The following is a 24879-nucleotide window of genomic DNA, read 5'->3' on the forward strand; positions in this document are numbered from 1 at the left end:
TTCAAACGACCTGATGCAGCAGCGGCTCGCCCGCCGCCAGCCGCCGGTAATTCTCGCCCGCGACCGCCATGCTGCGCGCCAGCGTCTCGGGCGTCAGCCAGGCGAGGTGTGGCGTCGCGACGATCCCGGGCAACGTCAGCAACGGGTTGTCCGCCCGCACCGGTTCGGCCTCGAACACGTCGAGCCCGGCGCCGCGCAGCCGTCCTCCGGCGATGGCATCGTAAAGCGCCTTTTCGTCGACCAGCTCGCCACGCGCCGTGTTGATCAGCACCGCCCCCGGCCGCATCCGGCCGAGCCGGGCGGCATCGACGATATGGCGCGTCGCATCGGTAAGCGGCACGTGCAGCGACAGGATGTCGCTTTCGCCGAACAGGGTATCGAGATCGACCGCGCGCCCCGGCGCATCGGGCGCCGCGGCGGGATCGTGGCGCAGCACGCTGCCGCCGAGCGCCTCGATCGCCCCGGCAAGCCGCCGCGGCACTTCGCCGAAGCCGAGGAAACCGACCGTCCGCCCGCATATTTCGCCGCAGGAATCGATCAGCGCCGGCTCCGGCGACCATCGGTGTCCGCCCTTCGTCATCGCGTCGAGCGCGGGGATGCGGCGCAGCACCGAAAGCATCAGCCCCAGCGCCAGCTCGGCCACCGCCTGGCTGTTGGTGCCGGGCATGTTCGCGACCGCGACGCCGCGCGACCGCGCCGCGTCGAGGTCGATCGTATTCACCCCGACGCCGATCTTCTGGATCAGGCGAAGCTGCGGCGCTCCTTCGATCATCGCGCGCGTCACCGGCTTCAGCACATGGAGCAATATTTCGGCGTCGGCGATCTCGCGGGCGAAATCGGGACTCTCCTCGTCGACCACCACGATATCCAGCCCGTCGGCGAGCCCCGCGAGCGACGCGCGAAAACCGGGGCTCGCGCCATAATGGAGGACCGCCTTCATGCGCCGAGGGCCGCCGAAACGCCGGGCGCGAAGGCGCGGATGCCGTCGAAGCGATTGTCGGCCCCCAGCGCCTCCTCGATCCGCAGCAGTTCGTTCCATTTCGCCATGCGCTCCGAGCGCGCGAAGGAGCCGACCTTGAGCTGGCGGGCGTTCCAGCCGACCGCGAGATGCGCGATCGTCACATCCTCGGTCTCGCCCGACCGGGCCGACACGATCGTCCCCCATTGCCGGCGCTGCGCCGCGTCGAGCGCCGCCTTCGCTTCGCTGAGCGACCCGGCCTGATTGACCTTGACGAGCACTGCATTGCACGCGCCCGCCGCCGCCGCCGCGTCGACGCGGTCGCTGTTGGTGACCAGATAATCGTCACCGATGATCTGGATGCGTCCGCCGAGCCGCCGCGTCACCGCGACCATGCCCGGCGTGTCGTCCTGCCCCACCGGATCCTCGATCGACAGGATCGGATAGCGCGCGGCCCAGTCGCAGACGCGCTCGACCATCTCCTCGCTCGACGACCGCGCATCGTCGAGCGCGAGCACATAGCCATTGCCCTCGGCAAACTCGCTCGCTGCGATGTCGAGCGAGATGAAGACGTCCTCGCCGGGGCGATGGCCGGCGCGCTCGATCGCTTCGACCAGCGTTTCCAGCGCCTGTTCGTTGGTGTCGAACATCGGCCACCAGCCGCCCTCGTCGGCAGTGCCGACCATGCGGTCGCGGTCCTGCATCACCTCGCCTGCCGCGCGATAGACGTCGCCCGTCACCTCCAGCACCTCGCGGATCGATGCCGCCTTCGGCACCATGATCATGAAATCCTGGATGTCGGTGCGCCGCCCGGCGTGCGCGCCGCCGCCGAAGATCTGGATTTCGGGCAGCGGCAGCGAGACCGGGCCGCCGCGCGACAGCCAGCGCCACAGCGGCACGCCCTCGGCCGCGGCGGCGGCGTGCGCGGCCGCCATCGATACCGCGACGGTCGCATTGCCGCCGACGCGGCCCTTGTTCGGCGTGCCGTCCGCGCGGCAGAGGCGCGCGTCGATCTGGTCCTGCTCGCGCGCATCGGCGCCGATCAGCAACGGCGCGATCTCGCCGTTCACCGCCGCGACGGCGCGCTCGACCCCCATGCCGCCGAAGCGGCTGCCGCCGTCGCGAAGGTCGACCGCTTCATATTTCCCGCGCGAAGCCCCCGCGGGCGCGATTGCCCGCCCGATGGCCCCACCGGCAAGATGCACTTCCGCCTCGACGGTCGGCCGCCCGCGCGAATCCCACACCGAGCGGGCGCGGACTTGAGCGATATTGTTGTTCATCGGCTATCCAATCTTTCGAACCACATATGTTTGAGCGCATCGATGTCGTCGCCGTTTTCGGCGGGGAGATGCAGGAAGTCGCGTGCGAAACGGCGGACGAAGGCGCGTTCGGACGCGTTCAGATATTCGACCGGCGACTTGCCGTCGACGCGCGCGAGGAGCAGCGCGGCAAGCAGCGGCGCGGTGCGGCGCGACAGGGCCGCCACCTCCTCCCAACCGGCATCGCCCAGCCATGCCCCGGCAAAGGCGCCGCACGCATCGCGGCTCGCCCTGGTCCCGAGCTTGAGCGCCTTGAGCAGCAGATGGGTCAGGCAGAAAGCGGCATCGAAGGCCGGATCGCCGTGCCAGGCGCATTCGGCGTCGAGGAACAGCGGCCCTTCCGCCGCGCACAGGATATTCTTCGGGCTGACGTCGCCATGGACGAGCGCGACCTTGGTGCGTGCAAGCGACGCCGCGAGCGCGCCGATCCGTGCGGCGAGATCGGGATGCTCGGCCGCCGTCGCGTCGAGATAGGGCGATATGCGGAGCTGTCGGAACAGTTCGTCGCTGGCGAAATCCCGCGCGACCGTCTCGTCGGCGCTGCTGCGGTTGTGGACGAGCGCCAGTGCCGCCCCGACGCGCCGCGCGAAATCCGCATCGACACGCCCCGCGAGCAGTTCCGCTTTCCACACCGGATGCGCGGCGGCGTCGAACCATTGCATGACGAAGAGGTTGCGGTCGGGCAGCGAGGCCAGCACGTGCGGCGCGCGCACGCCCCATGCCTGCGCGCGGCGCAGCCACAACACTTCATACGCCGAGCGTTCGACCGGCGCGTTCCATTCGGCGGCGACGCGCAGGCGCGGCAGCGCGCGCTTCACCCCGACCGAACGGCCGGGCAGATCGACGCGATAGACGTCGCACGACACGCCGCCCGCGATGGAGACGATCCGCCGCACCTCGCTCTTCGCCGCGATCACCCCGCATTCGAGCAGCGCCGACACGACCGTATCGGCGTCCGCCGACGCGGCGGCTGGAGACAATCCCTGTATCAACGCGAACTCCGCCCGCTGTTGGCGGGAGAGCGCCCCTTGGGCCGCCCTCCCCATTCCCTCACTCGGCGAGCAGCCGCGTTTCGAGACGGCCCAGCCCCTCGACCTCGGCCACCATCACGTCGCCGGGCTTGAGATAGGTGTCGGTCGCCATGCCGACCCCCGCGGGCGCGCCGGTAAACAGCAGGTCGCCCGGACGCAACGTGCTGTGCGAGCTATAGGATTCGATCAGTTCGCCGACCGACCAGATGAATTCCTTGGTCGTCGAATCCTGCTTCAGATCGTCGTTGACCCACAGCTTCAGCCAGAGATTTTCGATGTCGACGAAAGCGGCGGGGACGAGCCACGGGCCGACCGGCGCCGAATGATCGAAGGATTTGCCGGCGACGAGGTCGAACTGGCGGACGTGGCGCGGATTGAACTGCCAGTCGCGCGCCGACAGGTCGTTGCCGACCGCATAGCCCGCGATGTGCTGCGCGGCATCGGCGGCCTTGATGTTGCGGCCTTCCTTGCCGATCACGACGACGATCTCGACTTCCCAGTCATATTTCTTCGTATGGCTGGGGAACGGGATGTCGCGGTCGGCGGCAAGCTGCTGGTCGGACGCCTTCAGGAAGAAGAGGCAGTCATAATCCTCCTTCTTGATCTCGCGCTTGGCGTCCTTACGCATGTGGCAATAATAATTCATCCCCGCGCAGACGATCTTCTTGGGGTTGGTGACGAGCAGGTCATAGCGGACGCCGCCTTCGCCGGGGACGAGCGCGGTCTTCGCCGCTCCGTCGAACGCCGCGACGGCCTTTTCCAGTTTGGCAAAGCTCTCGTCCCACGCGGGAAGCAGGTCGAGCAGGCCCTCGTCGGGCCGCTGGATCAGTCCCGGTGCGACGTCGCTCAGCGCCCAGAAACGCTCGCCGATCTTGACCGCGGGAACACGCTGTCCGCCCTTTTCCAGAACGCAAAGTGCAAAGCTCATATCTTCCTCCGATAATGTGGGGCGATGATGGGAAGCGGCCATGCCATCGCCAGCCACCAGGGCTAACGATAGCATGGCCGACCCGATTAACGGCTGCCGAAGCTCTTGCGGAATTCCACGCCGATCAGGCGCGGAGTGCCGACGTTGACGATATTATATCCCAGCGTCCGGTCGAGATCGACCGCGCCGACGATATACTCCTTGTCGAGCAGATTCTTCGCGAAGATCGCGACATCGGCATCGAGTTCGTCGACGTGCAGGCTGATCCGCGCATCGACGAGGCCATAGGCCTTCTGCGTCACGCTCGACTGCACCAGCGCGGCGGGACGAAGCGATGTCGCGCTGCGCCAGTTCCAGCCGGCGATGAACTTGAGGTCGCCGATCGAGGTCGGGAGCTGGTAGGTCAGATTCGTCGCCAGCGTCCAGCGCGGAACCGGGAAGCGTTCGTCGCTGCGGTCGCCGATGATCGGATCGGCGAAGCTCGAATAGCTTGCATCGGTATAGCTCGCGTTGACGTTCAGCGTCAGCGCATCGGTCGGCTGGGCGGTGATTTCGGCCTCGACGCCGTTGATCTTCGCCTTCGCGGCGTTCGTCACCAGCGTCGTCGCGCTGCCGACCGGCGGCTGAATGCTCGTGCTGCGCTGAATATCCTCATAGATGGCGTGATAGCCGGCGAGGTTCAGGCGCAGGCGCCGGTCGAGCAGATCGAGCTTCGCGCCGATTTCATAGTCGGTGACGGTCTCGGGCCGGAACGGGTTGAAGGTGCGCGGATCGGATGCCTGGCCGCGCAGATTCTGGCCGCCGCCCTTGAAGCCGCGCGAGGTGCGGGCATAGAAGAGCGTTCCGGTGCCCGGCGTCCAGTCGAGGCTGAGCAGATAGGACCAGTCCGAATAGGTGTCCGACAAATAGCCTTCGCAGGCGCCGTCGATGCGGATCGAAACCGGGATGTTGCAGCCGAGCGCGTTGCGGTTGCGCGTCAGCAGCGATTTCGTCTCTTCGGTCCAGCGTAGCCCGGCGGTGATGCGAACCGCGTCCGACACGCGATAGTTCGCCTGTCCGAACACCGCGACGCTCTTGTTGGTGACGTCGCCATCGCTGATCCCCGGATTGGTCGGCAGGATCGGCGGCAGCGTGCGGCTCACCGTGAACTCGTTGCCCGTCTCCTTCGAATAATAGCCACCGAGGATCCACGACAGGCGCTCGGCCGGATCGGACAGCAATTGCAGTTCCTGGCTGAACACCTTCGACTTGGTCACATAATGGGGCTCGAACAGCACGATCGGCGTGCCGTCGAAATCGACATAGGAGTCGCGGTCGGCCCAGCGGTTGGCGGTGATCGACTTGAGGCTCAGATAATCGCTGACGTCGAACTCGATCGTTCCCGACACGCCATAGCCTTCATAGTCGTTCGCCTGCGGCGAGGTCGTCGGCGCATCATAGAAGGAGCCGGCGCTGTTGCCGATCAGTGCGGTCTGCAGATAGGCATAGGCCGCCTCGCGGTTCGCCGGCGTGTCGGCGAGGCCCTGCTGCGCCAGCGTCGCGCGCAGCAGATTGGTCGGCGCGGGCAGAACCGAACCGGTTTCCTGCGGATAGGGGTTAAGCCACGACAGGCGCGTGATGATACCGTCGCCCTTGATTCGCTGATAATCGCCCGACAGGTTGATGCGCAGGCGGTCGCTCGGCGCGAAGGCGACGTTGATCCGCCCCGTCTTGGTGACGTCGCCGCCGATCCGCTCGCCGAGCAGGTTGCGGCCATAGCCGTTGTTGCCCGAATATTGGAACACGCCGCGCACCGCGAGCACATCGCGAACCAGCGGCACGTTGAGTGCGCCGGTCGCTTCCATCTTGCCATGCTCGCCCAGCACCATGCTGACGAAACCGCCCGTTTCCACGAGGTCGGGCTGGCGGGTCGTGATGCTGACCGCGCCGCCGGTGGTGTTCTTGCCGAACAACGTCCCCTGCGGACCGCGCAGCACCTCGACGCGCTCGATGTCGACCATCGCGGCGCGCAGGCCGATCGAGCGCGGCAGATAGACGCCATCGACATAGACGCCGACCGGCGAGTCGAGCGTCATCAGCGCATCGGTCGCCGACTGGCCGCGCATCGAGACGAGCAGCGCCGACGGGTCGGCGCTCGACATCTGGGTGAAGAAGCTGGGGGTCGAGGCGGCAATATCGGTGATATCCTTCACCGAACGGTCGATCATCTGCTCGGCGCTGACCGCGGTGATCGCAACCGGAACGTCCTGGACGCTCTCGGCCCGCTTGCGCGCCGTCACCACGATGTCGCCGATGCCCGACGACGCGGCCGCGCCGTCCGCGTCCTCGGTCGGCGCGCCGCCGTCCTGCGCCATCGCAGGCAAGGCCGCCAGCAGCCCCCACGAGGCAGCCCCGATCAACAGGGTCGTCTTGATGGTCTTCATATAGTCCTCCCGCTCTTGGCGGCCGCTTCGGTCAGTCCCGCGGCCGTCGTTCCAGATGATGATGGTGAATTCAGGCCGCCCGCTCTTCCCCGCTTCCCCAATCGGGGTAGCGGCCGAGCAAGGTGATGAAGGGAACGGCGATCAGCAGCGCCGAGGCGATGAAGACGAAATATCGCTCATAGCTGCCGTAGCTGTCATAGATATGGCCGGCGATGACCGGCCCGATGCCGAAACCGACCGAATAGAAACCGAAGCCGATGCCATAGAGAAAGCCGTAATTCTTCTGGCCGAAATAGACGCTGACCAGATAGGCGATCCCCTCGAGCTCGGCGCCGAGCGCGCAGCCCGCGAGGGCACCCGCCGCGATCAGCCAGGCGATGTCACCGTTCGCCGAGTAGAAGATCAGCGCGGCCAGCGCCGGCAGGATGAACGCCGCTCCGGCGACGAAGGGCGCGTGCAGCCGGTCGAGAAGCAATCCCGTCGCGACGCGGCCCGCGAATGCAAAAGGACCGAAGGCGAGCGCGAAGACCGTCGCGGCCTCGGCGGGCGTCGCGCCGGCATCGGTGACCATCGACGGCAGATGGACCATCAGCCCGCCGAGCGACATCGACACCAGGAACCCGGGGATGAAAATCTGCCAGAGGCGCCGGTTGCGCAGCGCCTCGCCGATCTCGGCCCCGTGGCCGAGCGCGCGGGGCAGCGCGGCCTGCACGGTTTCGCCGACCGCGCGCGCCCGGCGGCGCAGCAGATCGCGTTCGTCATAGAGGAAGAAGATCGCCAGCGGCAGCACGACGCAGAGTGCCGAGGCCGCGAGCGCCGGATAGACGGCGCGCCAGCCCATGGCACCCATCGTCTGCGCCGCAACGAAGGTGAAGACGATGTTCGCGATCGGCAGCCCGGTCATCGTGATCGCGAGCGCCAAGCCGCGCTGTTTGGCGAAGCGGCCCGCGACCGCCTTGGTCCACACGACCAGGCTCGCAAAGGGCGCCGCCAGCGCGACGAAGACCCAGGCGAGATACCAGGTCCATATCTGCGACGTGGTGAGCGAGACCGCGGCGAGCGCGCTCGCCTTTGCGATCACCCCCGCGATGGCGACCCGGCGCGTCCCGAAACGGTCGAGCAGCGCGCCCACCAGCGGGCTGAGCAGCAGCGCGCCGATGGTGGTGATGGTGAAGCTGACCGAGATCGCCGCCCGCGACCAGCCGAGTTCGGCGGACAGCGAAGGGATGATCAGGCTGAGCGCGACGGTCTGGATCGACGAGGTCGCGGCGCCCGCGATCCCGACGAGCACCACCGGCCAGCCGGCACGCCATTCGGCGAGGTTGGTCCCTTGCATCGTCCTGCTTTCGTGAAAGGCGGTGGGAAGCGCGGCGGTCAGGCGGCGTCGAGTTCGGCGTAGATTTCGTTCGCCGCGCGAAAGGCGTCGAGCGCCGCGGGAATGCCGCAATAGACGGCGCTGTGCAGGATCAGTTCCTTGACCGTCGCGCGGTCGACGCCATTGGTCACCGCGAAGCGCAGGTGCAGCTTGAATTCCTCCAGATGCCCGCCGGCCAGCGTCATCGACAGCGTCAGCAGGCGCCGCGTATCGACGTCCAGCCCCGGCCGGCTCCACACGTCGCCGAAGGCATAGCGCAGGATCAGGCCGCGCAGATCCTCGTCGAGGCCGGGCGGCGGCGGAACGTCGCCCGCGATCTTCTTGCGCATGGCCAAGCCGCGGTCGAACGCCGCGTCGCGCGATTCCTGCATCTGCCTACTCCCAATATCTCGATTCTGCTGCGTGTGCGCCGATCAGTCGCGGAAGTGGTCGGGCATGTCGCCGCCCCACTGCATTGCGGTTTCGGGGCCGCGCTGGTGATAGCCGGTGGGATATTCGTCGTTCAGATAGTCGCTGTCGGTGACGTGCTCGACGCGGAAATCCGAAGGATCGTACCAATAGTCCGACAGCGCGCCGCCGACCGCGTGGCGCAGCACGCCCCAGGCGGGACGATAGCCCTTCGCCGCGAGATGCTGGTGCCCCATATGCACGGCATCGACGTCGATCGTCTCGAAACAGGCGTGCTGCGCCGTGTTCGCCGGCCCCTGAAAGACCGCGATATTATGATGGTCGACATAGTCCTTGCCGCGCGGAAAGCGGATGAAGGCGCCCGCGCGATGCTCGCCGACCATGATGACATCCGACAGATAGGCGCCCAGATTGTCGACATACCAGTCCATCAGGCGACCCGGATCGGGCGTGTTCTGGACGACATGCGCGAGGCGAAGCACCGGCGCGGGGCCGCGCTCGAAGATCGGAAAGCGGCCGCGGCGCTGGACGATATTGCCGGTGTTCAGCGGCACCGGGGGGCGCGGCAGCGCAACGGGCTCGAGCTGCCGGAGGCCGTGAACCAGTTCGATCGCATTGCCGTCGGCGTCCTCGATCGCGATCTGCCGGCCGCCCCAGGGAGTCGCGCCGTCGGTCACGGGAACGTCGAAACGCCGCGCCAGCGCCTCCAGCGCCTCGGCGCTCTCGACCTCGAAACCGAGCCCGCCGAAGCTGCGCGGGCCGCGTTCGGCGACATAGATGAAGGGGCGGCTCTCATAGCCGCGGAAATAGACGCGCCGCTCGTCCTCATGCGACACGAACAGGCCGAAGTCCTCGAAGAAGCGCTTGATCGCCTCCATATCGCCTTCGTGGCGGAACAGGACGTGGTTGACGTTGCGAATCATCTCTCGCTCTCCCTCATCTCGATTGCGCAATCGATAGCATAAACTTTACCGATGGCAACGCCCTTGTTGCGACGCGCGTATTGCGGCTCCTTCCGCCCTCGCCTATGCTGCCTTGGACGAGCTGCACGGCCCCGGGACCAGGCCCGGCCTCCTACATCGGCGGCGGCGGGTTTCGATGGGTGTCCAGACAGCAACCGCGGGGGATGCGAGGCGAATGGTAACAACCAAGGACATTGCAAAAAAACTAGGATTTTCAGTATCTACTGTTGGACGCGCCTTGTCCGGCGATGCGCGGATCAGCGAGCGGACGAAGCACGCCGTGCGCGCCGCGGCAGAGGAGCTCGGCTATGTCGGCAACCTCCCCGCGCGCATGATGCGCGGCGGATCGAGCAACCTGATCGGGCTGATCCTCCCCGATATTCAGAACGACTTCTTCGCCTCGATCGCGCAGGCGCTTTCCGAAAGTTGCGACCGCCAGGGCTATCGGATTGTGCTATCGATAACCGGCGACGACCCCGAAACCGAAGTGCGGCACATCCGCGATTTCGTCGGCGCCCGCGTCGCCGGGATCATCCTGGTGCCGAGCGCCGACCTGAAGCGCGAAAGCATTGCGCTGCTGCGCCAGGTTCCGCATGTGCAACTGCTTCGCTACGCCGGCGGCCCCGACGATCTCTGGTTCGGAATCGACGACAGCGACGCGATGGAGCGGGCGACGAGCCATCTGCTCGACCTCGGGCATCGACGCATCGCCTATGTCGCGGCGTCCGAACGCCTGTCGACCGGACGGCGCCGCCTCGAAGGGGTGCACAACGCCTATCGCAAGCGCGGCATTCCGCCATCGTCGCTCGCGACCTTCCTCGACGCGCCGACCTCGACATGGGGCGAGCGCGCGGTGCACGAGATGCTGGCCCTGCCCGAGCGTCCGACGGCGATCCTGTCGGGCTCGGCGCATGTGACGATGGGCATTATCGTCGCGCTTCGCAGGGCTCAGATCGCAATCCCGGATCAGATGTCGGTAATCGGTTTCGGCGATCCGAACTGGTGCGAATGGTGGCAGCCGCCGATCACCGTCATCCGCCCGCCGATTCAGTCGCTCGCGGTCAATTGCGCCCTCTGGTTCATGGACCGGCTACGCACGCCCGAGGAAAAGCTGGCCAGATCCTATCACGCGACGAGTTCGTCCGAACTGATCCTGCGCAGTTCCACCGGCACGCCCGCTTCGCGATAAGGCCGCGCGCCGGTCAGGCGATACGGTTGAAACGCTCGAAATCGGGGCGCGGGCTGCGCTCGAAGATGCTCGCAGGATCGCCATAGCCGAGCGTCGAGATGAAATTGCTCTTCACGCTCGGCCGATCGCCAAAAAAGGCGGCATCGACGGCGGCGTTGTCGAACCCCGACATCGGCCCGGTATCGAGCCCCAGCGCGCGCGCCGCGAGGATGAAATAGGCGCCCTGCAGGCTCGAATTGCGGAACGCCGTCGTGCGGGCGAGCTCGTCCTTGCCGACGAACCAGCTCCGGGCGTCGGTGTGCGGCAAAAGCTCGGGAAGATAGTCATAGAATGCGTTGTCCATCCCGATGATCGCGGTGACCGGTGCCTTGCGGACCTTGTCGGCATTGCCCGGCGAAGCGAGCGTCGCGAGCCGCTCCTTCGCATCCTCCGATACGCACCAGACGATACGCGCCGGCAATCCGTTGGCGCTGGTGGGGCCGAATTTCACGAGATCCCATATCGCGCGAAGTTGTGCCTCCGCAACCGGCCGGTCGAGATATCCGTTGTAGGATCGCGCGGTGCGGAACAGTCGGTCGAGGATGGTGTCGTGAAGCGGTTCGCTCACTGCCGGATCTCCTGTGGCAATAGGGCGGCGGAGGTGCGGCAGCCCCGGCGGCGCGGGGCGCCGGGGTGCATGCGCGCCCACGCCTGGAAACGAGCGGCAGCCCTTGGAACGATCTTCGGCGCCGCGCAAGCCCGCATCTGGAAATCGCGGCGATCCGGCGGCGGGCCCTGTGTCGGGAATCAGTCGAGAAGCGCGAGCGTCGCAAGCCTTTGCATCTGCGCGGTTTCCGCCAATATGGCCTCGCGTTCCATGCCGCTTTCCGCGTGCAGCAATTCGGTGGCGACATAGCCGAACTCGACCAGCATCCGCATACGGAGCCAGATGAGCTCGCGCGGATATCCGGGCAGCATCGGAACATAGATCTCAGTCAGCTTGTCGGTGACATAGCGGTGCGATTCGATCCGGACATGTTCGAGGCGCGGGCTCGAATGGAGCGCGCGCTCGATCCAGATTCCGCCCGGTTCGGCTTCGGTGATCTCGGCGGTTTCGCGCAACAATTCCAGGGTGTTTTCGGCATAAGCGCGAATGCCGCCGTCCAGATGCCGGTCAAGCCAGCGTTCGAGCGCTTCGTTCTGACGGTCCATCAGCCTTTTGCCGAGGGCGACGACGACCTCATATTTGTCGGCGAAATAATAATAGAGCGCGGGCGGAGTCACGCCGGCGCGCTCGCAGATCAGGTTGGTCGTGACGCGGTCGATGCCGAACTCCGCGAGCAGCTCGCCCGCGGTATCGAGCAGTTTCTCGCGGGTGGATCGCTTGCGCTTCCCCGGCGGCACGTCCTTCGGCTTCGATTTCGTCACGATGCTTCCATCCTCATTCGCTCCATCCTGCCTAGCACATCGCCTTACCCGGATCGAAATGAGCGTTGCGCTGTTATAGCAAACACTATAATATAGTAATAGCTATAACAGGTCTGGGGATGTAAAAATGTCGAAATTCAAGGGTGAACTGCGATTCTCCGTCGCCGTGCTGGCGATCGCCGCGATGTCCGCACCGGCCGTCGCCACGGCGCAGGATCAAGGAAGTGTCGCCGAATCCGGCGAGGGCATCGGCGACATCGTCGTCACCGCGCAGCGCCGCGAACAGAATTTGCAGGACGTGCCGGTCGCGGTCACTGCTTTCTCGGGCGACACCATGGCCGACCTCGGCATTCAGTCGAGTTCGGACATCGCGGGCGTCGTTCCGAACCTTGAAATCGGCCTTCCCGGCGGCGAAGGCAACCAGCCGCTGATCTATATCCGCGGCGTCGGGCTTGCCGACACCAACTCCAACAATGCCGGGCCGAACGGCGTCTATGTCGACGAAGTCTATATCGCCTCCCCCGGCGCGCAGACCTTCCAGCTTTTCGACCTCGACCGCGTCGAGGTGCTGAAGGGTCCGCAGGGCACGCTCTATGGCCGCAACGCGACCGGCGGCGCGATCAATTTCATCACCGCAAAGCCGAGCCGGGATTTCCAGGCGCAGGCCTCGCTCTCCTATGGCTCGTTCGACACGATCACCGGCGAAGCCGCGATCGGCGGGCCGATCTCCGACGCCGTGCGCTTCCGCATCTCGGGCACCGGCACCCATTCGAACGGCTATGTCCACAATCTGCTGACCGGCCGCCGCGAGAACGGCCAGGGCAGCTTTGCGCTGCGCGGCCAATTGGCCCTCGATATCACCGACAATTTCGACGCGCTGCTCAATGTCCACGGCGGCAAGGTCGACGTCCGTTCGCCGCAATATCGCAGCCTCGGCCTGCTCGATCCCGACACCGGCTTCACGACGCCCTGCGCGCCCGATGCGATCATGGCGAACCAGTGCGGCAACGTCTTCGGCTATGTCAGCCCCGAAGGCTTCTACGACGGCAATTACGACCGCAGCGACCGGCTGGTGGTCAAGAATTGGGGCACGTCGGCACGGCTCAACTGGCATTTCGGCGACATCACGCTGACGTCGATCTCGGCCTATGACTGGAACGACAAGCTGCACCGCGAGGACACCGACGCCAGCCCGTTCCGCCTTCTCGACATCGACTATGGCGTGCGGTCGAAGGCCTTCACGCAGGAACTGCGCCTGTCGGGCACGGGCGGCGGCGTCAACTGGGTGGTCGGCGGCTATTATCTGCACGAGACGCTGAACCAGAACCAGACCGGCGACCTGTTCGGCGAGGTGCGCGCCGCCCTGCCGGACGGCGCTGGCGATCCCGACGGGCTGGCGACGGGCGGCATCCCCGTGCTCTTCTCGCGCACGCTCAATCGCCAGACCACCAATGCGGCGTCGATCTTCGGCCAGGCCGAGATCGAACTGACCCCGGCGCTGCGCGCGACCATCGGCGGCCGCTACAATTACGAGCGCAAGCGCTTCCTCGCCGAGGCCCGGCTGGAGGAGAACAGCATCATCGTGCCCGATGAGGAAGGCGGCGAAGGCGCCGTCACCGTCGCGCCAATCCCCGGCGGCATCATCCCGCTCTATGCCTTTGACAACCGCAAATCGTTCAAGAATGTCTCGTTCAAGATCGGGCTCGATTACGACATTGCGCCCGACGTCATGGCCTATGCAAGCATCTCGACGGGCTTCAAGAGCGGCGGCTTCAACGGTGGCTTCCTGAGCTTCGACCCCACCGAAGCGGCGTTGCAGGCGCAGCCGTTCGACGAAGAGACGCTGACCGCCTATGAAATCGGGCTGAAGTCGACCCTGTTCGACCGCCGCCTGCGCTTCAACGCCGCGGCCTTCTATTACGACTATAAGGATTTGCAGCTCTATACGCTGATCAACACCGGCGCGATTCCGCTGTCGCTGCTCGACAATGCCGCGAACGCGACCATCTATGGCGCCGAGTTCGAGCTGATCGCCAAGCCCGCCGACCGCTTCGACATCACGCTCAACCTGGGCCTGCTCGATACCGAGGTGAAGGATTTCGTCACCGCGACCGCCGACTATTCGGGCAACCGGCTCGCGCTGTCGCCGACCGTGACCTTCAGCGGCACCGCCAATTACGAGGTGCCGGTGTCGGACAAGCTGGCGATCGCGTTCCAGCCCTCGGCCTCCTATCGCAGCGGCCAATATTTCTCGGCCGACAACAGCCCCCTCCTCAAGCAGAAGGGCTATTGGCTGCTCGGCGGGCGCATCGCGCTCAAGGACGAGGACGGGCGCTGGGAAGCGGCGGTGTTCGGCCGCAACCTGACGCGCAAGAAATATATCAATTACGCCGTCGATCTTTCCGATTTCGGTTTCATCGAACAGTTCCGCGGCGAACCGCGGATGTTCGGCGTCGAATTCCGGGTCAAATATTGATGCGCGCGCTCCGCTTTCTGCCTGCGGCACTCCTGCTGGCGGCCTGCCAGTCGGAGCCGCCGCCGGCCAAGCCGCTGACGCCCGAGGAGAGCGCGGCGCTCAAGCCCGCCGACGCGCGCATCGCGGGCCTCTACGACCAGGCGTGCAAGTCGTGCCATACGGTCGCCGACACCGGCGCGCCGCTCACCGGCGACCGCACCCAGTGGGACAAGCGCTGGGCGAAGGGCGAGGATGCGCTGCTCGCCAGCGCGGTCCAGGGCCTCAACGGAATGCCCGCAGGCGGGCAGTGTTTTTCGTGCACGCCCGATGATTATAAGGCGCTTATTCGCTTCATGGCGGGGAGGAACTGATGGGCAAGGTAACGCGGCGCGCGCTGATCGCGGGCGGGAGCGTCATCGGGATCGGCGCGATCGGTGCCGGCGGTCTGGCGGGGCGCAACTGGCTGCGCGACCGCGAGCCCGCGGCGTTGGCGACGCAGGACGCCAAGGGCCATCTCCTCTGGTCGAACTGGTCGGGCATCGCGCACAGCTATCCCGAAAAGCGCGGCGCGCCGAAAAGCGAGGAGGAATTGCTCTCCATCCTGACGAGGGCCCCCGCCCCGGTTCGCCCCGTGGGATCGGGGCACAGCTTCACCGCGCTGGTGCCGACCGACGGCACGCTGGTGACGCTCGACGGCATGGCGGGGCTGGTCAGCCACGACGCCGCGAAGAATCAGGCAACGGTGCGCGGCGGCACCCGCCTCGCCGACCTCGGCCCCGCGCTCGCGGCGATCGGGCAGGAGATGATCAACCTTCCCGACATCAACAAGCAATCGATCGCGGGCGCGATCGGTACAGCGACGCATGGCACCGGACGCGGCATCCAGGCGGTGCACGGGTCGGTCGTCGCGATGCGGATCGCGACTCCGTCGGGCGAGATCATCGACTGCGACGCCGCCACCCGCCCGGAGGTGTTCAACGCCGCGCGCGTCGGGCTGGGCGCTTTCGGCGTCGTGACGCAGGTCACGCTCCAGAATCAGCCGCTCCACCGCATCCTCAAGCGCACCGAAGTGCGCCCCACCGAAGATGTTCTGGAGGATTGGCCGTCGCTGCGCCAGAAGCACCGCAACGTCGAATTCTATGTCCTGCCCTTCACCGGCCACTCGGCGGTGATCACCAACGACATCACCGACCGGCCGGTCAAGCCGCGCGGCCCCGACGCCGACACCGAAACGCTGATGGGCCTCAAACAGCTTCGCGACTGGTTCGAATTCGCTCCCTCGCTGCGTCGCAAGCTCGCGGCCGAGGAGATGGCGAAGGTTCCGCCCGAGGAGATGGTCGACGAAGGCTGGAAACTGCTGTCGAACGAGCGGCCGGTGCGTTTCAACGAATGCGAATATCATCTGCCGATCGAGGCGCAGATTCCGGCGCTGCGCGAAGTCATTGCCGCGATCGAGGAGCATCGCAAGGACGTCTTCTTCCCGATCGAGGTGCGCGTGATCGCGCCCGACGATGCCTGGCTCTCCCCCTTCTACCAGCGCGAGAGCGGGTCGATCGCGGTCCACGCCTATTACCGCGAGGACCATGATTTCTTCTTCACCATCGTCGAGCCGATCTTCCGCCGCCACGGCGGCCGCCCGCACTGGGGCAAGCTCCACAGCCTGAAGGCGCGCGACCTTGCGGCGCTCTACCCGCGCTGGAAGGAAGCCGGCGAGGTGCGACGCGCGCTCGATCCCGAGGGGCGGATGCTCAACGATTATCTGAAGGGAATCTTCCTCGATGGCTGAAGCTGGACGGACGAAACGCTGGACCCGCCGCGCGGCGATGGTCGGCGGCGGGCTCGCGGTCGTCGGCGGCGCGGCGGTGCTCGCCTCGCGCAAGAGCGATCATGGCGGCGCCCACGATGCTTATTTCCTCGCGCTGACGGCGGCGCTCCGCAAGGCGGGCGTCGCGCATCCGGTGCTCGTGATCGACCAGGCGCGGCTCGACCGCAACATTGCCGCGGCGCGCGCGACGCTGAAGCCCGCCAATCTGCCGCTGCGCGTCGTCGTCAAGTCGCTGCCCGCGACCGGGCTGATCGACCATGTCGCGCGCGGCATGGCGACGAACCGCTTCATGGTGTTCAACGGCGCGATGCTCGACATCATGGCGGCGCGGCCCGACGCCGACCTGCTGCTCGGCAAGCCGCTGCCCGCGATGGAATATGCCGGGATCGTCGACAAGGTCGGGGCCGAGGCGGCGGGCCGCATCCAGTGGCTGATCGACACCCCCGCGCGGCTGAAGCAATATGCCGACATCGCCGCGGCGCGCGGCACGAAGCTGCGCGCCAATATGGAAATCGACGTCGGCCTCCATCGCGGCGGCTTCGCCGACGGCCAATCGCTCGCGGCGGCGGTCGACCTCGCCCGCACCTTGCCGCATGTTACCGTGTCCGGCCTGATGGGCTATGACGCCCATGTCCCGAAGATGAGCGATCCCGACGACGCCTATGCCGCGTCGCAGGCGCTTTATCGCACCGCGACCGGCGTGCTGCGCGAGAAGCTCGGCGTCGCCCCCGCGTCGCTGACGCTCAACGGCGCGGGCAGTCCGACCTATGCGCGCCACGCGCAGGGAACCGCGGCGAACGAGGTGTCGGTAGGCTCGGCCTTCGTCAAGCCGGCCGATTTCGACCTCCCCTCGCTTGCGCGCCACGTCCCCGCCAGCTTCATCGCCACCCCGGTGATCAAGGCGAAGCGCATGGAACTGCCCGGCAACGAATGGTTGACCGGACCGCTGACCTTCATGGACCCCAACGCCGCGCGCGCCTTCTTCATCTACGGCGGTCACTGGCTCGCGACGCCGATATCGCCGCCGGGATTGCAGTTCAGCGACCTCTACGGCCGGTCGAGCAATCAGGAGATGCTGACCGGATCGACCCATGTCGCGCTGAAACCCGACGATCGCGTCTTCTTCCGCCCGAACCAGAGCGAGGCCGTCTTCCTGCAATTCGGCGATATCCTGCTGTTCGACGGGGCGGCGATCACGGGCACCTGGCCGACCTTCCCGATATCGGCCTGACCGGCACCGCGCCGCGTCACCCCACGCAGCGCATCGCAAAGGCCCAGAACAGCGCCGCCTCGGCATATTCGCTCTTGAGGTCGCCGCTCCCCTGATGGCCGCTGTCCATATTGGTCAGCAGCATCGCGGGATTGCCGCTGGTCGACCGGTAACGCACCTCGGCAACCAGCTTCGCGGGCTCCCAATAGGACACACGGTCGTCCTTGAGACCCGCGGTGCAAAGCAGCGGCGGATAGGCGGCGGCGCGCACATTCTCATAGGGCGAGATCGACGCGATATAATCATAGGCCGCCGGGTCGGCGAGCGGGTCGCCCCAGTCGGGGCGGAACAGCGGAACGAGCGGATGGCTCGCGTCGCTCATCGTGTTGAGCATGTCGACGAAGGGCACTTTCGCGATCACCCCGCCCCACAGGGTCGGCGCGATGTTCATGCTCGCCCCGACAAGCAGCCCGCCGGCCGACAGGCCAAAAGCGACGACGCGGCCCGGCGCCGTATAGCCTTCGCGGCCGAGATATTCGGCCGAGGCGACGAAATCGGTGAAGCTGTTGCGCTTGGTGAACTTGCGCCCGCCGAGGAACCATCGCCGCCCCTTTTCGGATCCGCCGCGCACATGCGCGATCGCGTAGCGCCAACCGCGATCGACCAGCGCCAGCGCGGGGATCGAAAATTCGGGATCGCTCGGCACGCCATAGGCGCCATAGCCATATTGGAGCAGCGGCGTGCTGCCGTCCTTCGGCGCACCGCGCCGCGACAACAGGGTGATCGGCACCATCTCGCCGTCGGGCGCGGGCGCGAACAGCCGTTCGACCTCATAATCGTCGGGGTCGAAATGGGCGACCGCCTGTTGCTGCACGACCGTCTGGCGGCCGTCGGACAGACCGACCTTGATCCAGCGCCGCGGCGATTTGGGCGACTGGTGGACGATCAGCACATCCGCCGCGCCATAGCTTTGTTCGGCGGGCACCTCGATCGCATAGGCGGGATCGGGAAAGGCGACGCGGCTTTCGCTGCCGTCGGCGCGCAGGATCGCAACGCTGTGCTGACCGTCGATCCGCTCGAGCCGGACCAGCCCCCTGGCAAAGGGGTGGACCGACAGGATCGGCGTCCCCGGCCGGTGCGGGACGAGCACGCTCTTGACCCTGAAATCCCCGGCATCGAGGCGCAGCAGCTTCCCGTCGAAAGCATCGTCGGCATCGGTCGTCGCGACCAGATCGCCATTCCATTCGTCGATGTCGTAGAGCACGCCCGGCCGGCGCGGCCAGACGACCACCGGCTCTGCGCTTTCGGCGCCGGCGCGGATCAGGCGGACCTCGGCGGTGTCGGGCCCCGACAGCGTCAGCGCGACGAAACCGTCCGCGGCGGTGCGCCGGACGCCCATGAAGATCGCGGGGTCGTGCTCCTCATAGACGAGTTCGGTCGCCTTGCCGTCGACCGCGGTGCGATAGAGGCGGGTCGGACGATTGCGCGCGTCGCGCCAGATCCAGAAGACCCACTCGGACGACGGACCGAAGACGAGCCCGCCATAGCCATAGGCATCCTTGTCGACGAGGGTGCGGACGCTCCCGTCGCGATTGTCGCGGATACAAATGCGGTGGCGGTCGTTGCCGATCACATCCTCGGCCCAGACGAACCAGCGGTGGTCGGGGCTCGGCTGATGCCCGGTGCTGCGGAAATAGGGCTGCCCCGCGGCGCGGGTCGCTTCGTCGAGCAGAATTTCCTCGGCACCGCCGCCCTTGCGGCGACTGTAGACGGCGTGGACCGCGCCCGGCGGGACGGCGGAGGAATAGGTCCAGCCGTCGCGTTCGAGCGGCGGCGCCGCGATCGCGCCCGCCGAGCGGGCGAGCATCGCCGCGGCCAGTTCCCCGCGCAGGTCCGCAAGCGGCTCCAGCATCGCCTCGGCATAGCCGCTCTCGGCCGCGAGCATCGCGGCGACGGGTTTCGGCAGGTTGGTCCGCGTGCGCTCGCCCTTGGCGGGAATGAATTTCATCCAGCTATAGACATCGTCACGCTTGCGGCCGAGCTGGACGATCTCGTGCGAAATACGCGGCGGTTGCGGCGCCGCGATGGCGGGCCAGCGCCCGGCCAGGCGCCGCGCCTTTTCCGCCGCCCGCACGAGCGGCCCCGCCACCAGCGCGGCGATGGCGACCGAAGCCCCCAGAAACCGCCGCCGCCCGAAATCCGCTTTGCCCATGACTCGACCCTTCCCGTGCCGCACTCTCGTATCTGGCGCAGCTTATGGAACGCTGGCGGCCTGTCAGCGGCGATCAGGCCGCGCAATCCATCCATCGGGCAAATCCGCACCCGCCACGGCGCCGCATACAATAGATCGCTGGCCCGATAGGATGATATAATGGCCCGACCCTCGCCGACACGATCCGGGAAGCTGGTAGCGTCACGATTGGAATTTTCTACCAAGAGGGAGGCGAAAATGTCCTTTGCATCGGTTAAGGGCGCGGTTGTTTGTGGCATTTCCTTGCTTGCCCTTGGGCAGACATCGGCCGCGATGGCGCAAAATGCAGCGGCGGGTACCGACGACAGCGAAATCGTCGTCACCGCGACCAAGCGCGAACAGTCGGTCCGCGACGTTCCGGGATCGATCTCGGCGGTCAGCGAAGCGACGCTGCAGAAGATCAACGCGCAAAGCCTGTCCGACTATATCACCCGCGTTCCGGGCGTCGTCTTCAACGACTATCAGCCCGGCGTGTCCGAAGTCGTGATCCGCGGCATCGCCTCCTCGACCTATCATGAGGCGAACCAGGCGACGACGGGCTATTATCTCAACCAGGTGCCGCTGATCGAGCCCGGCTTCCCGCTGGTCATTCCCGACGTCGACAGCTTCGACGTCAATCGCGTCGAGGTGCTGCGCGGCCCGCAGGGAACGCTCTTCGGCTCTTCGTCGCTCGGCGGTGCCGTCAACTATGTCGTCAACGAGGCCGACCCGAGCCGTTTCGACCTCGGTTTCGAGGGTGACCTGTCGTCGACCCGGCGCGCGGGCGAGGTGAATTATGCCGCGAAAGCGATGGTCAACCTGCCGATCGTGACCGACAAACTCGCGGTGCGCCTCGTCGCGCTGCAACGCGTCGACGCCGGCTATCTCGACAACACGCTACTCGGCAAGGACGGCAGCAACGACCTGCGCGTGCGCGGCCTGCGCGGTTCGATCGTCTTCACCCCGACCGAGACGACGACGATCTCGGCGCTCAGCATGTATCAGGAATATGATCTCGACGATCAGACCTATGTGCTCTTCGGCCCGCCCAAGACCTTCGACCGCGCGACCAACGTCGCCGAGTTCCAGGATACCAGCTTCATGCTCCACAGCCTGAAACTGGAACAGGATCTCGGCTTCGCGACGCTGACCGCGATCGGTAGCCACACCGAGAAGAAGGCGAACCTTGCGTTCGACAATTCGATCTTCGGCGGCAACGACCCGCGTACGAACACCCCCGAACTCGCGAGCAGCGTCGGCAAGTCGAAGACCGACTATGCCGAGCTTCGCCTCGCCTCGCCCGACGGCGGCCGCTTTCGCTGGCTGATCGGCGCCAACTACACGCGCCTCCGGTCGGCCAACACCGACGGCACCTATATCGAGGGGATCGCCGACTATATCGACGCCAATCCGGGCGAGTTCGACGGGCAGCCGGGCGACACGCTCGCGCCCGGCGACCTCGCGACGCGGACGGTCAGCAGCAATCGCGTGACCGAAAAGGCGATCTTCGGCGAAGCCTCGTTCGACATCGTCGACACGCTGACACTGACCGTCGGCGGACGTCTGTTCGAATATCGGTCGAGCCCGCGGCTGCAATATCTGCCGAACGCCAATCTGATCGCGCCGTTCGACTTCGCGCCGGGGACCAGCAAGGATTCGGACTTCATCCCGAAGGTCTCGCTGACCTGGAAGCCGTCGGACAACGCGATGATCTATGCCCTCTATTCGGAAGGCTTCCGCATCGGCGGCATCAACGTCTATGCGGCCGCGGTTCCCGGCCTGCCGCTGACCTTTGCGAGCGACACGACGAAGAATTACGAAATCGGATCGCGCTTCGACCTGATCGACAAGACGCTCACCGCCGATATCACCGTCTATCATATCGACTGGAACAACATCCAGGCGCGGCTGTTCACGCCGGTCGACTTCAACGCCTATACGGTGAACGGCGGCGGCGCCGACGTCGATGGCGTCGAGCTCAGCCTGACCTTGCGCCCGACGCGCAACCTGACCTTCGCGTCGAACGTCTCCTATAACGACGCCCGCCTGTCGACGCTGCTGCCCGACAGCTTCGCGCCGGGCGGCGGCTATGCGAAGGGCAGCCGCCTGCCGGGCGCGTCGGAGTGGATACTGTCCAACTCGGTCGATCTGACCTTCCCCGACGCGCCGCTCAAACCTCGCTTCAACCTGTCGCACCGCTATATGTCGGGCGCGCCGGTTGCCTTCGGAGCGACGCTCGAAAAGGGCGATTATCACATCGTCGACCTGAACGCGTCGATCACCGTCGCCGATCGGATCGAGGTCGGGCTGTTCGCGAAGAATCTGTTCGACCAATATGGCATCCTTAACGCCCCCTTCTCGTTCGCCGGGTCGGTGCAACGGCCGCGCACGATCGGCGCGACGGTTCGCTTCAGCCTGAACTAAGCGCGTAGAGAGGCCGCCCCGCCGGATTGGCGGGGCGGCCTTTTTCTGTTTCAGAAGCCGGAAAGAAACGCCGCGACGTTGGCGCCGAGATCGCCGACGGCATAGCCGCCCTCCATCACGATCAGCACCGGAACGCCCAGTCCCCCGATCGCCCGCGCCAGTTCGCCATAATCCTCGCGCTCCAGCGCGAAGCTCGAAATCGGGTCGCTGCGGTGGGTGTCGGCGCCGAACGAGACGATCAGCAGCTTCGTACCCCAATCCGCGATGGCGGTCAGCGCCGTGTCGAGCGCCGGGCGATAGGCCGCGCCGTCGGTGCCGCGCGGCAGCGGCAGATTGAGCGTCGTCCCCTCGCCCGCCCCCTCGCCGCGCTCGTCGGCATGGCCCCAGTAAAAGGGATAGTCGGTGCGCGGATCGGCGTGGATCGAGGCGAAGAAGACATCGCCGTCTGCGTAGAAGATGTCCTGCGTGCCGTTGCCGTGGTGATAATCGATGTCGAGGATCGCCACCGGCCCCAGCCCGCGCGCCTGCGCCGCGCGCGCGGCGATCGCGGCATTGTTGAGGTAGCAATAGCCGCCCATATAATCGCGCCCGGCATGATGGCCGGGCGGGCGGCAGAGCACGAACGCATGCGCCTCCCTGCTCGTCGCCAGATGGTCGAGCCCGGTCAGCGCGCCCTGCGCCGACCAATAGGCCGACAGCCAGGTTCCTTCGGCGATCGGGGTGCCGGCATCATAGCTGTAAGCGCCGAGTTCGGCATCGATCCGGCCGAAGCCGAGCGGACGGCGGCGGCGGATCGGAAAGGTGTAGCCGATCGCGTCGCCGCTCCGCCCCGCGGCTATCCAGCCGCGATGCGCGCGCTCCAGAAAGTCCAGATAATCGGCGTCATGCACCGCAAGCAGCGGCGCCATGCCGAAATCGCGCACCGGCTGCCAATCGTCCAGCGCGGCGACGATCGAGCGCGGCCGCTCGACATTTTCGGCGAACGGCACCCAGTCGCCGTTGTGCAGTTCGCGAAGCGGCGCGTGCGCAGTCTGGCGTTCGTCGAAGAAAAGTTTCACGGCCGCGCCTGTTCCTCCATCCACGCCGCAAGCGTGCGGTCGGGATGGCCCGCGACGATTTCGGCGAAACCCGTACGGCTTTCGTCCTGTCCCAGCTTGAAGCCGGTCTCGACCGACACGACGTGCGCGCGAAAGGCGACGATGTGCTGCAGCAAGGTCTCGCGGCGCGGTCCGACCCGATCGGTCGACCAGCGATCGCCCTCGAGGTGCGCCGCGAGCCGATCGATTGCATCGCGCGTCTCGTCTTCGACGATATCGACATCGACGACAAAGCGCAGCACCGCATAATTCCAGGTCGGCGCCCAGTCTGGCTGCGACAGCAGCGACGGGGAGACATAGCCTTGCGGCCCGTTGAACAGGACCAGCCCGCGCCGGTCGGCGGCGAAATCGGACACCAGCGGATTGCGCCGCCCGCAATGGCCGAAAAGCGCGGTAACGCGGCCGTCGGCATCGGTTTCGGCGATCAGTGGCAGCGGGCTCGCATGAAACGCGCGCGAAACGGCCCAGGCCAGCGGATAGTCGGCAATCAGCCGCGCGACATCGGCCGCTTCTCTGGGTTCACAGCGAATCATTCCCGACGATCTCCCTTATCCACGCCGCTTGCTCGTCGAAGGCGCGCGCGGCAAGCGGCGCGATCGATACCGCCTCGAGGAAACTGTGCGTCGCCCCCGCATAGGTGACGGCGCGGACGGGCACCCCCGCTTCGCCGAGCCGCGACGCGAACGCATGGTTGCAGTCGGCCAATATGTCGCATTCGGCGATCGCCATGAAGGTCGGCGGCAGCCCCGTCAGGTCAGCGCGCAGCGGCGCCACCAGCGGGTCGGCGAAGCGTTCGGGCCCATCGACATAATCGGTCCAGAAAGCGTCCATCTCGTCGGCCTCCAGCGAATAGCTGCCATCGCCGAACCGGGCATAGCTCGGCGTGTGCTCGGGTGCAAAGGCGCCGTAGTTGAGGAGCATCCCTGCGGGCACCGACTGGCCGCGCTGGCGCCGGAGCAGGCAGGTCGCCACCGACAGATTGGCGCCCGCCGAATCGCCGCCGACAAGGATGCGATCGGCGTCGAGATTCAACGCCTCGGCCCGCGCCGCGATCCAGTCGAGCGCCGCGGCGCATTCCTCCAGCGCGACGGGAAATTTGCTTTCGGGCGCCCGGCTGTAATCGATCCCGATCACCGCGATGCCCGCGCGCGCCGCATATTCGCGCATCAGCCGGTCGTGCGTATCGACGCTGAACAGCACCCAGCCGCCGCCGTGGATATAGAGCATGACGGGCAGCTTCTCGCCCGCGATCGGCCGGTGGAGGCGCAGCCGGATGCCGTCCATGTCCATATCGACGCTTTCGGCCATGATCGGGCCACCCTCGCGCCACGGGCGGCGCACGCGCTCGGCGATCGCGCGGCGCTCCGTCAGGCCGCCTCCGGCGGACGCGCCCTGCTCGGCATAAGCGGCGGCGATCCCGTCGACGAAGCGCCGGACATCGGCGTCGACCCGGTCGCCCTGCGCCACGCTCAAGCCATCGGGCATATGGATTTTCCTCTCCGCTTTGCTGCTCCTCCGGCTGATAGCGCCCGCGATCGTGCCCCTATCGCCCGATCGGGCCAATCACCGCGCGGGTCAGGCCATTGCCGCCGCCGCATCTGGCCAGAAGCGGCTCTGGCCTGTAAGATAGGCTTAGCC

At 66.6% G+C, this 24879-nt stretch carries 20 protein-coding genes; 6 read left to right on the forward strand and 14 right to left on the reverse strand.

The window, feature by feature from the left end; translation table 11 throughout:
- Window position 1: 1 nt before the first annotated feature.
- From ACVENA_RS12240 to ACVENA_RS12275, 8 genes are all read right to left on the reverse strand, one after another.
- Entirely contained in the window at window positions 2–940 is a 939-nt protein-coding gene (locus ACVENA_RS12240; protein ID WP_449325583.1) for an NAD(P)-dependent oxidoreductase, read from the reverse strand.
- Window positions 937–2238, reverse strand: a complete 1302-nt coding sequence (gene eno / locus ACVENA_RS12245) for a phosphopyruvate hydratase (protein ID WP_257543231.1) — start codon at window positions 2236–2238, stop codon at window positions 937–939. The genes ACVENA_RS12240 and eno overlap by 4 nt, the downstream gene beginning before the upstream one ends.
- Window positions 2235–3257 (reverse strand): phosphotransferase family protein, encoded by a 1023-nt coding sequence (locus tag ACVENA_RS12250; protein WP_449325584.1) that lies wholly within the window; start codon window positions 3255–3257, stop codon window positions 2235–2237. Before ACVENA_RS12250 ends, eno begins: the two co-directional genes overlap by 4 nt.
- A gap of 70 nt (window positions 3258–3327) precedes the next feature.
- A complete protein-coding gene (locus ACVENA_RS12255) occupies window positions 3328–4236 on the reverse strand; it encodes a fumarylacetoacetate hydrolase family protein (protein ID WP_257543235.1) in 909 nt (302 codons plus the stop codon).
- A gap of 86 nt (window positions 4237–4322) precedes the next feature.
- Window positions 4323–6659 carry a TonB-dependent receptor gene (locus ACVENA_RS12260; RefSeq protein WP_449325585.1) on the reverse strand — a complete coding sequence of 779 codons (2337 nt, stop codon included), beginning with the start codon at window positions 6657–6659 and terminating at the stop codon, window positions 4323–4325.
- Window positions 6660–6729: 70 nt separating this feature from the next.
- On the reverse strand, window positions 6730–7995 hold the full coding sequence (locus tag ACVENA_RS12265) for an MFS transporter (protein ID WP_449325586.1): 1266 nt from the start codon (window positions 7993–7995) through the stop codon (window positions 6730–6732).
- 38 nt (window positions 7996–8033) lie between these two features.
- Entirely contained in the window at window positions 8034–8405 is a 372-nt protein-coding gene (locus ACVENA_RS12270; RefSeq protein ID WP_257543241.1) for a carboxymuconolactone decarboxylase family protein, read from the reverse strand.
- Window positions 8406–8447: 42 nt separating this feature from the next.
- Window positions 8448–9365, reverse strand: coding sequence for a VOC family protein (locus tag ACVENA_RS12275; protein ID WP_257543243.1), 918 nt, complete (start codon window positions 9363–9365; stop codon window positions 8448–8450).
- A gap of 214 nt (window positions 9366–9579) precedes the next feature.
- Here ACVENA_RS12275 and ACVENA_RS12280 point away from each other — a divergent pair, with 214 nt between their 5' ends.
- Window positions 9580–10593 carry a LacI family DNA-binding transcriptional regulator gene (locus ACVENA_RS12280; RefSeq protein ID WP_449325587.1) on the forward strand — a complete coding sequence of 338 codons (1014 nt, stop codon included), beginning with the start codon at window positions 9580–9582 and terminating at the stop codon, window positions 10591–10593.
- Between the two features lie 13 nt (window positions 10594–10606).
- On the opposite strand, the gene ACVENA_RS12285 is transcribed toward ACVENA_RS12280, so the two are convergent.
- Complete coding sequence (locus ACVENA_RS12285) at window positions 10607–11200, reverse strand: malonic semialdehyde reductase (protein ID WP_257543248.1); 594 nt, start codon at window positions 11198–11200, stop codon at window positions 10607–10609.
- Window positions 11201–11379: 179 nt separating this feature from the next.
- Entirely contained in the window at window positions 11380–12000 is a 621-nt protein-coding gene (locus ACVENA_RS12290) for a TetR/AcrR family transcriptional regulator (RefSeq protein ID WP_449325588.1), read from the reverse strand.
- A 127-nt stretch (window positions 12001–12127) separates the two neighbouring features.
- Here ACVENA_RS12290 and ACVENA_RS12295 point away from each other — a divergent pair, with 127 nt between their 5' ends.
- The 4 genes from ACVENA_RS12295 to ACVENA_RS12310 are packed head-to-tail and all read left to right on the forward strand — an operon-like array spanning window position 12128 to window position 17511.
- On the forward strand, window positions 12128–14476 hold the full coding sequence (locus ACVENA_RS12295) for a TonB-dependent receptor (protein ID WP_449325589.1): 2349 nt from the start codon (window positions 12128–12130) through the stop codon (window positions 14474–14476).
- Window positions 14476–14826, forward strand: coding sequence for a c-type cytochrome (locus ACVENA_RS12300; RefSeq protein ID WP_449325590.1), 351 nt, complete (start codon window positions 14476–14478; stop codon window positions 14824–14826). The genes ACVENA_RS12295 and ACVENA_RS12300 overlap by 1 nt, the downstream gene beginning before the upstream one ends.
- Window positions 14826–16241, forward strand: a complete 1416-nt coding sequence (locus ACVENA_RS12305) for a D-arabinono-1,4-lactone oxidase (protein ID WP_449325591.1) — start codon at window positions 14826–14828, stop codon at window positions 16239–16241. Before ACVENA_RS12300 ends, ACVENA_RS12305 begins: the two co-directional genes overlap by 1 nt.
- Complete coding sequence (locus ACVENA_RS12310) at window positions 16234–17511, forward strand: alanine racemase (RefSeq protein ID WP_449325592.1); 1278 nt, start codon at window positions 16234–16236, stop codon at window positions 17509–17511. The genes ACVENA_RS12305 and ACVENA_RS12310 overlap by 8 nt, the downstream gene beginning before the upstream one ends.
- A gap of 16 nt (window positions 17512–17527) precedes the next feature.
- On the opposite strand, the gene ACVENA_RS12315 is transcribed toward ACVENA_RS12310, so the two are convergent.
- The gene (locus ACVENA_RS12315) at window positions 17528–19702 is read right to left on the reverse strand and encodes a S9 family peptidase (RefSeq protein WP_449325593.1); all 2175 of its coding nucleotides are present in this window, start codon (window positions 19700–19702) and stop codon (window positions 17528–17530) included.
- Between the two features lie 312 nt (window positions 19703–20014).
- Between ACVENA_RS12315 and ACVENA_RS12320 the strand changes: the two genes are divergently transcribed.
- A complete protein-coding gene (locus ACVENA_RS12320; protein WP_449325594.1) occupies window positions 20015–22144 on the forward strand; it encodes a TonB-dependent receptor in 2130 nt (709 codons plus the stop codon).
- A gap of 50 nt (window positions 22145–22194) precedes the next feature.
- Here the strand turns inward: ACVENA_RS12320 and ACVENA_RS12325 are convergent, their stop codons facing one another.
- Genes ACVENA_RS12325 through ACVENA_RS12335 form a run of 3 tightly spaced genes read right to left on the reverse strand, consistent with a single transcriptional unit; the run spans window position 22195 to window position 24726 of the window.
- The gene (locus ACVENA_RS12325; protein ID WP_449325595.1) at window positions 22195–23202 is read right to left on the reverse strand and encodes a histone deacetylase family protein; all 1008 of its coding nucleotides are present in this window, start codon (window positions 23200–23202) and stop codon (window positions 22195–22197) included.
- Complete coding sequence (locus ACVENA_RS12330) at window positions 23199–23774, reverse strand: FMN-binding negative transcriptional regulator (RefSeq protein ID WP_449325596.1); 576 nt, start codon at window positions 23772–23774, stop codon at window positions 23199–23201. The genes ACVENA_RS12325 and ACVENA_RS12330 overlap by 4 nt, the downstream gene beginning before the upstream one ends.
- Entirely contained in the window at window positions 23761–24726 is a 966-nt protein-coding gene (locus ACVENA_RS12335) for an alpha/beta hydrolase (RefSeq protein WP_449325597.1), read from the reverse strand. Before ACVENA_RS12335 ends, ACVENA_RS12330 begins: the two co-directional genes overlap by 14 nt.
- Between the last annotated feature and the right edge of the window lie 153 nt (window positions 24727–24879).

This window comes from Sphingopyxis sp. 550A (assembly GCF_053569535.1).

What these genes read in the sequence shown, in the direction of transcription:
- ACVENA_RS12240 (WP_449325583.1), bottom strand. Translation starts at nt 940, where the DNA reads ATGAAGGCGGTCCTCCATTATGGCGCGAGCCCCGGTTTTCGCGCGTCG.
- eno (WP_257543231.1), bottom strand. Translation starts at nt 2,238, where the DNA reads ATGAACAACAATATCGCTCAAGTCCGCGCCCGCTCGGTGTGGGATTCG.
- ACVENA_RS12255 (WP_257543235.1), bottom strand. Translation starts at nt 4,236, where the DNA reads ATGAGCTTTGCACTTTGCGTTCTGGAAAAGGGCGGACAGCGTGTTCCC.
- ACVENA_RS12260 (WP_449325585.1), bottom strand. Translation starts at nt 6,659, where the DNA reads ATGAAGACCATCAAGACGACCCTGTTGATCGGGGCTGCCTCGTGGGGG.
- ACVENA_RS12265 (WP_449325586.1), bottom strand. Translation starts at nt 7,995, where the DNA reads ATGCAAGGGACCAACCTCGCCGAATGGCGTGCCGGCTGGCCGGTGGTG.
- ACVENA_RS12270 (WP_257543241.1), bottom strand. Translation starts at nt 8,405, where the DNA reads ATGCAGGAATCGCGCGACGCGGCGTTCGACCGCGGCTTGGCCATGCGC.
- ACVENA_RS12275 (WP_257543243.1), bottom strand. Translation starts at nt 9,365, where the DNA reads ATGATTCGCAACGTCAACCACGTCCTGTTCCGCCACGAAGGCGATATG.
- ACVENA_RS12280 (WP_449325587.1), top strand. Translation starts at nt 9,580, where the DNA reads ATGGTAACAACCAAGGACATTGCAAAAAAACTAGGATTTTCAGTATCT.
- ACVENA_RS12295 (WP_449325589.1), top strand. Translation starts at nt 12,128, where the DNA reads ATGTCGAAATTCAAGGGTGAACTGCGATTCTCCGTCGCCGTGCTGGCG.
- ACVENA_RS12300 (WP_449325590.1), top strand. Translation starts at nt 14,476, where the DNA reads ATGCGCGCGCTCCGCTTTCTGCCTGCGGCACTCCTGCTGGCGGCCTGC.
- ACVENA_RS12305 (WP_449325591.1), top strand. Translation starts at nt 14,826, where the DNA reads ATGGGCAAGGTAACGCGGCGCGCGCTGATCGCGGGCGGGAGCGTCATC.
- ACVENA_RS12310 (WP_449325592.1), top strand. Translation starts at nt 16,234, where the DNA reads ATGGCTGAAGCTGGACGGACGAAACGCTGGACCCGCCGCGCGGCGATG.
- ACVENA_RS12315 (WP_449325593.1), bottom strand. Translation starts at nt 19,702, where the DNA reads ATGGGCAAAGCGGATTTCGGGCGGCGGCGGTTTCTGGGGGCTTCGGTC.
- ACVENA_RS12320 (WP_449325594.1), top strand. Translation starts at nt 20,015, where the DNA reads ATGGCGCAAAATGCAGCGGCGGGTACCGACGACAGCGAAATCGTCGTC.
- ACVENA_RS12330 (WP_449325596.1), bottom strand. Translation starts at nt 23,774, where the DNA reads ATGATTCGCTGTGAACCCAGAGAAGCGGCCGATGTCGCGCGGCTGATT.
- ACVENA_RS12335 (WP_449325597.1), bottom strand. Translation starts at nt 24,726, where the DNA reads ATGCCCGATGGCTTGAGCGTGGCGCAGGGCGACCGGGTCGACGCCGAT.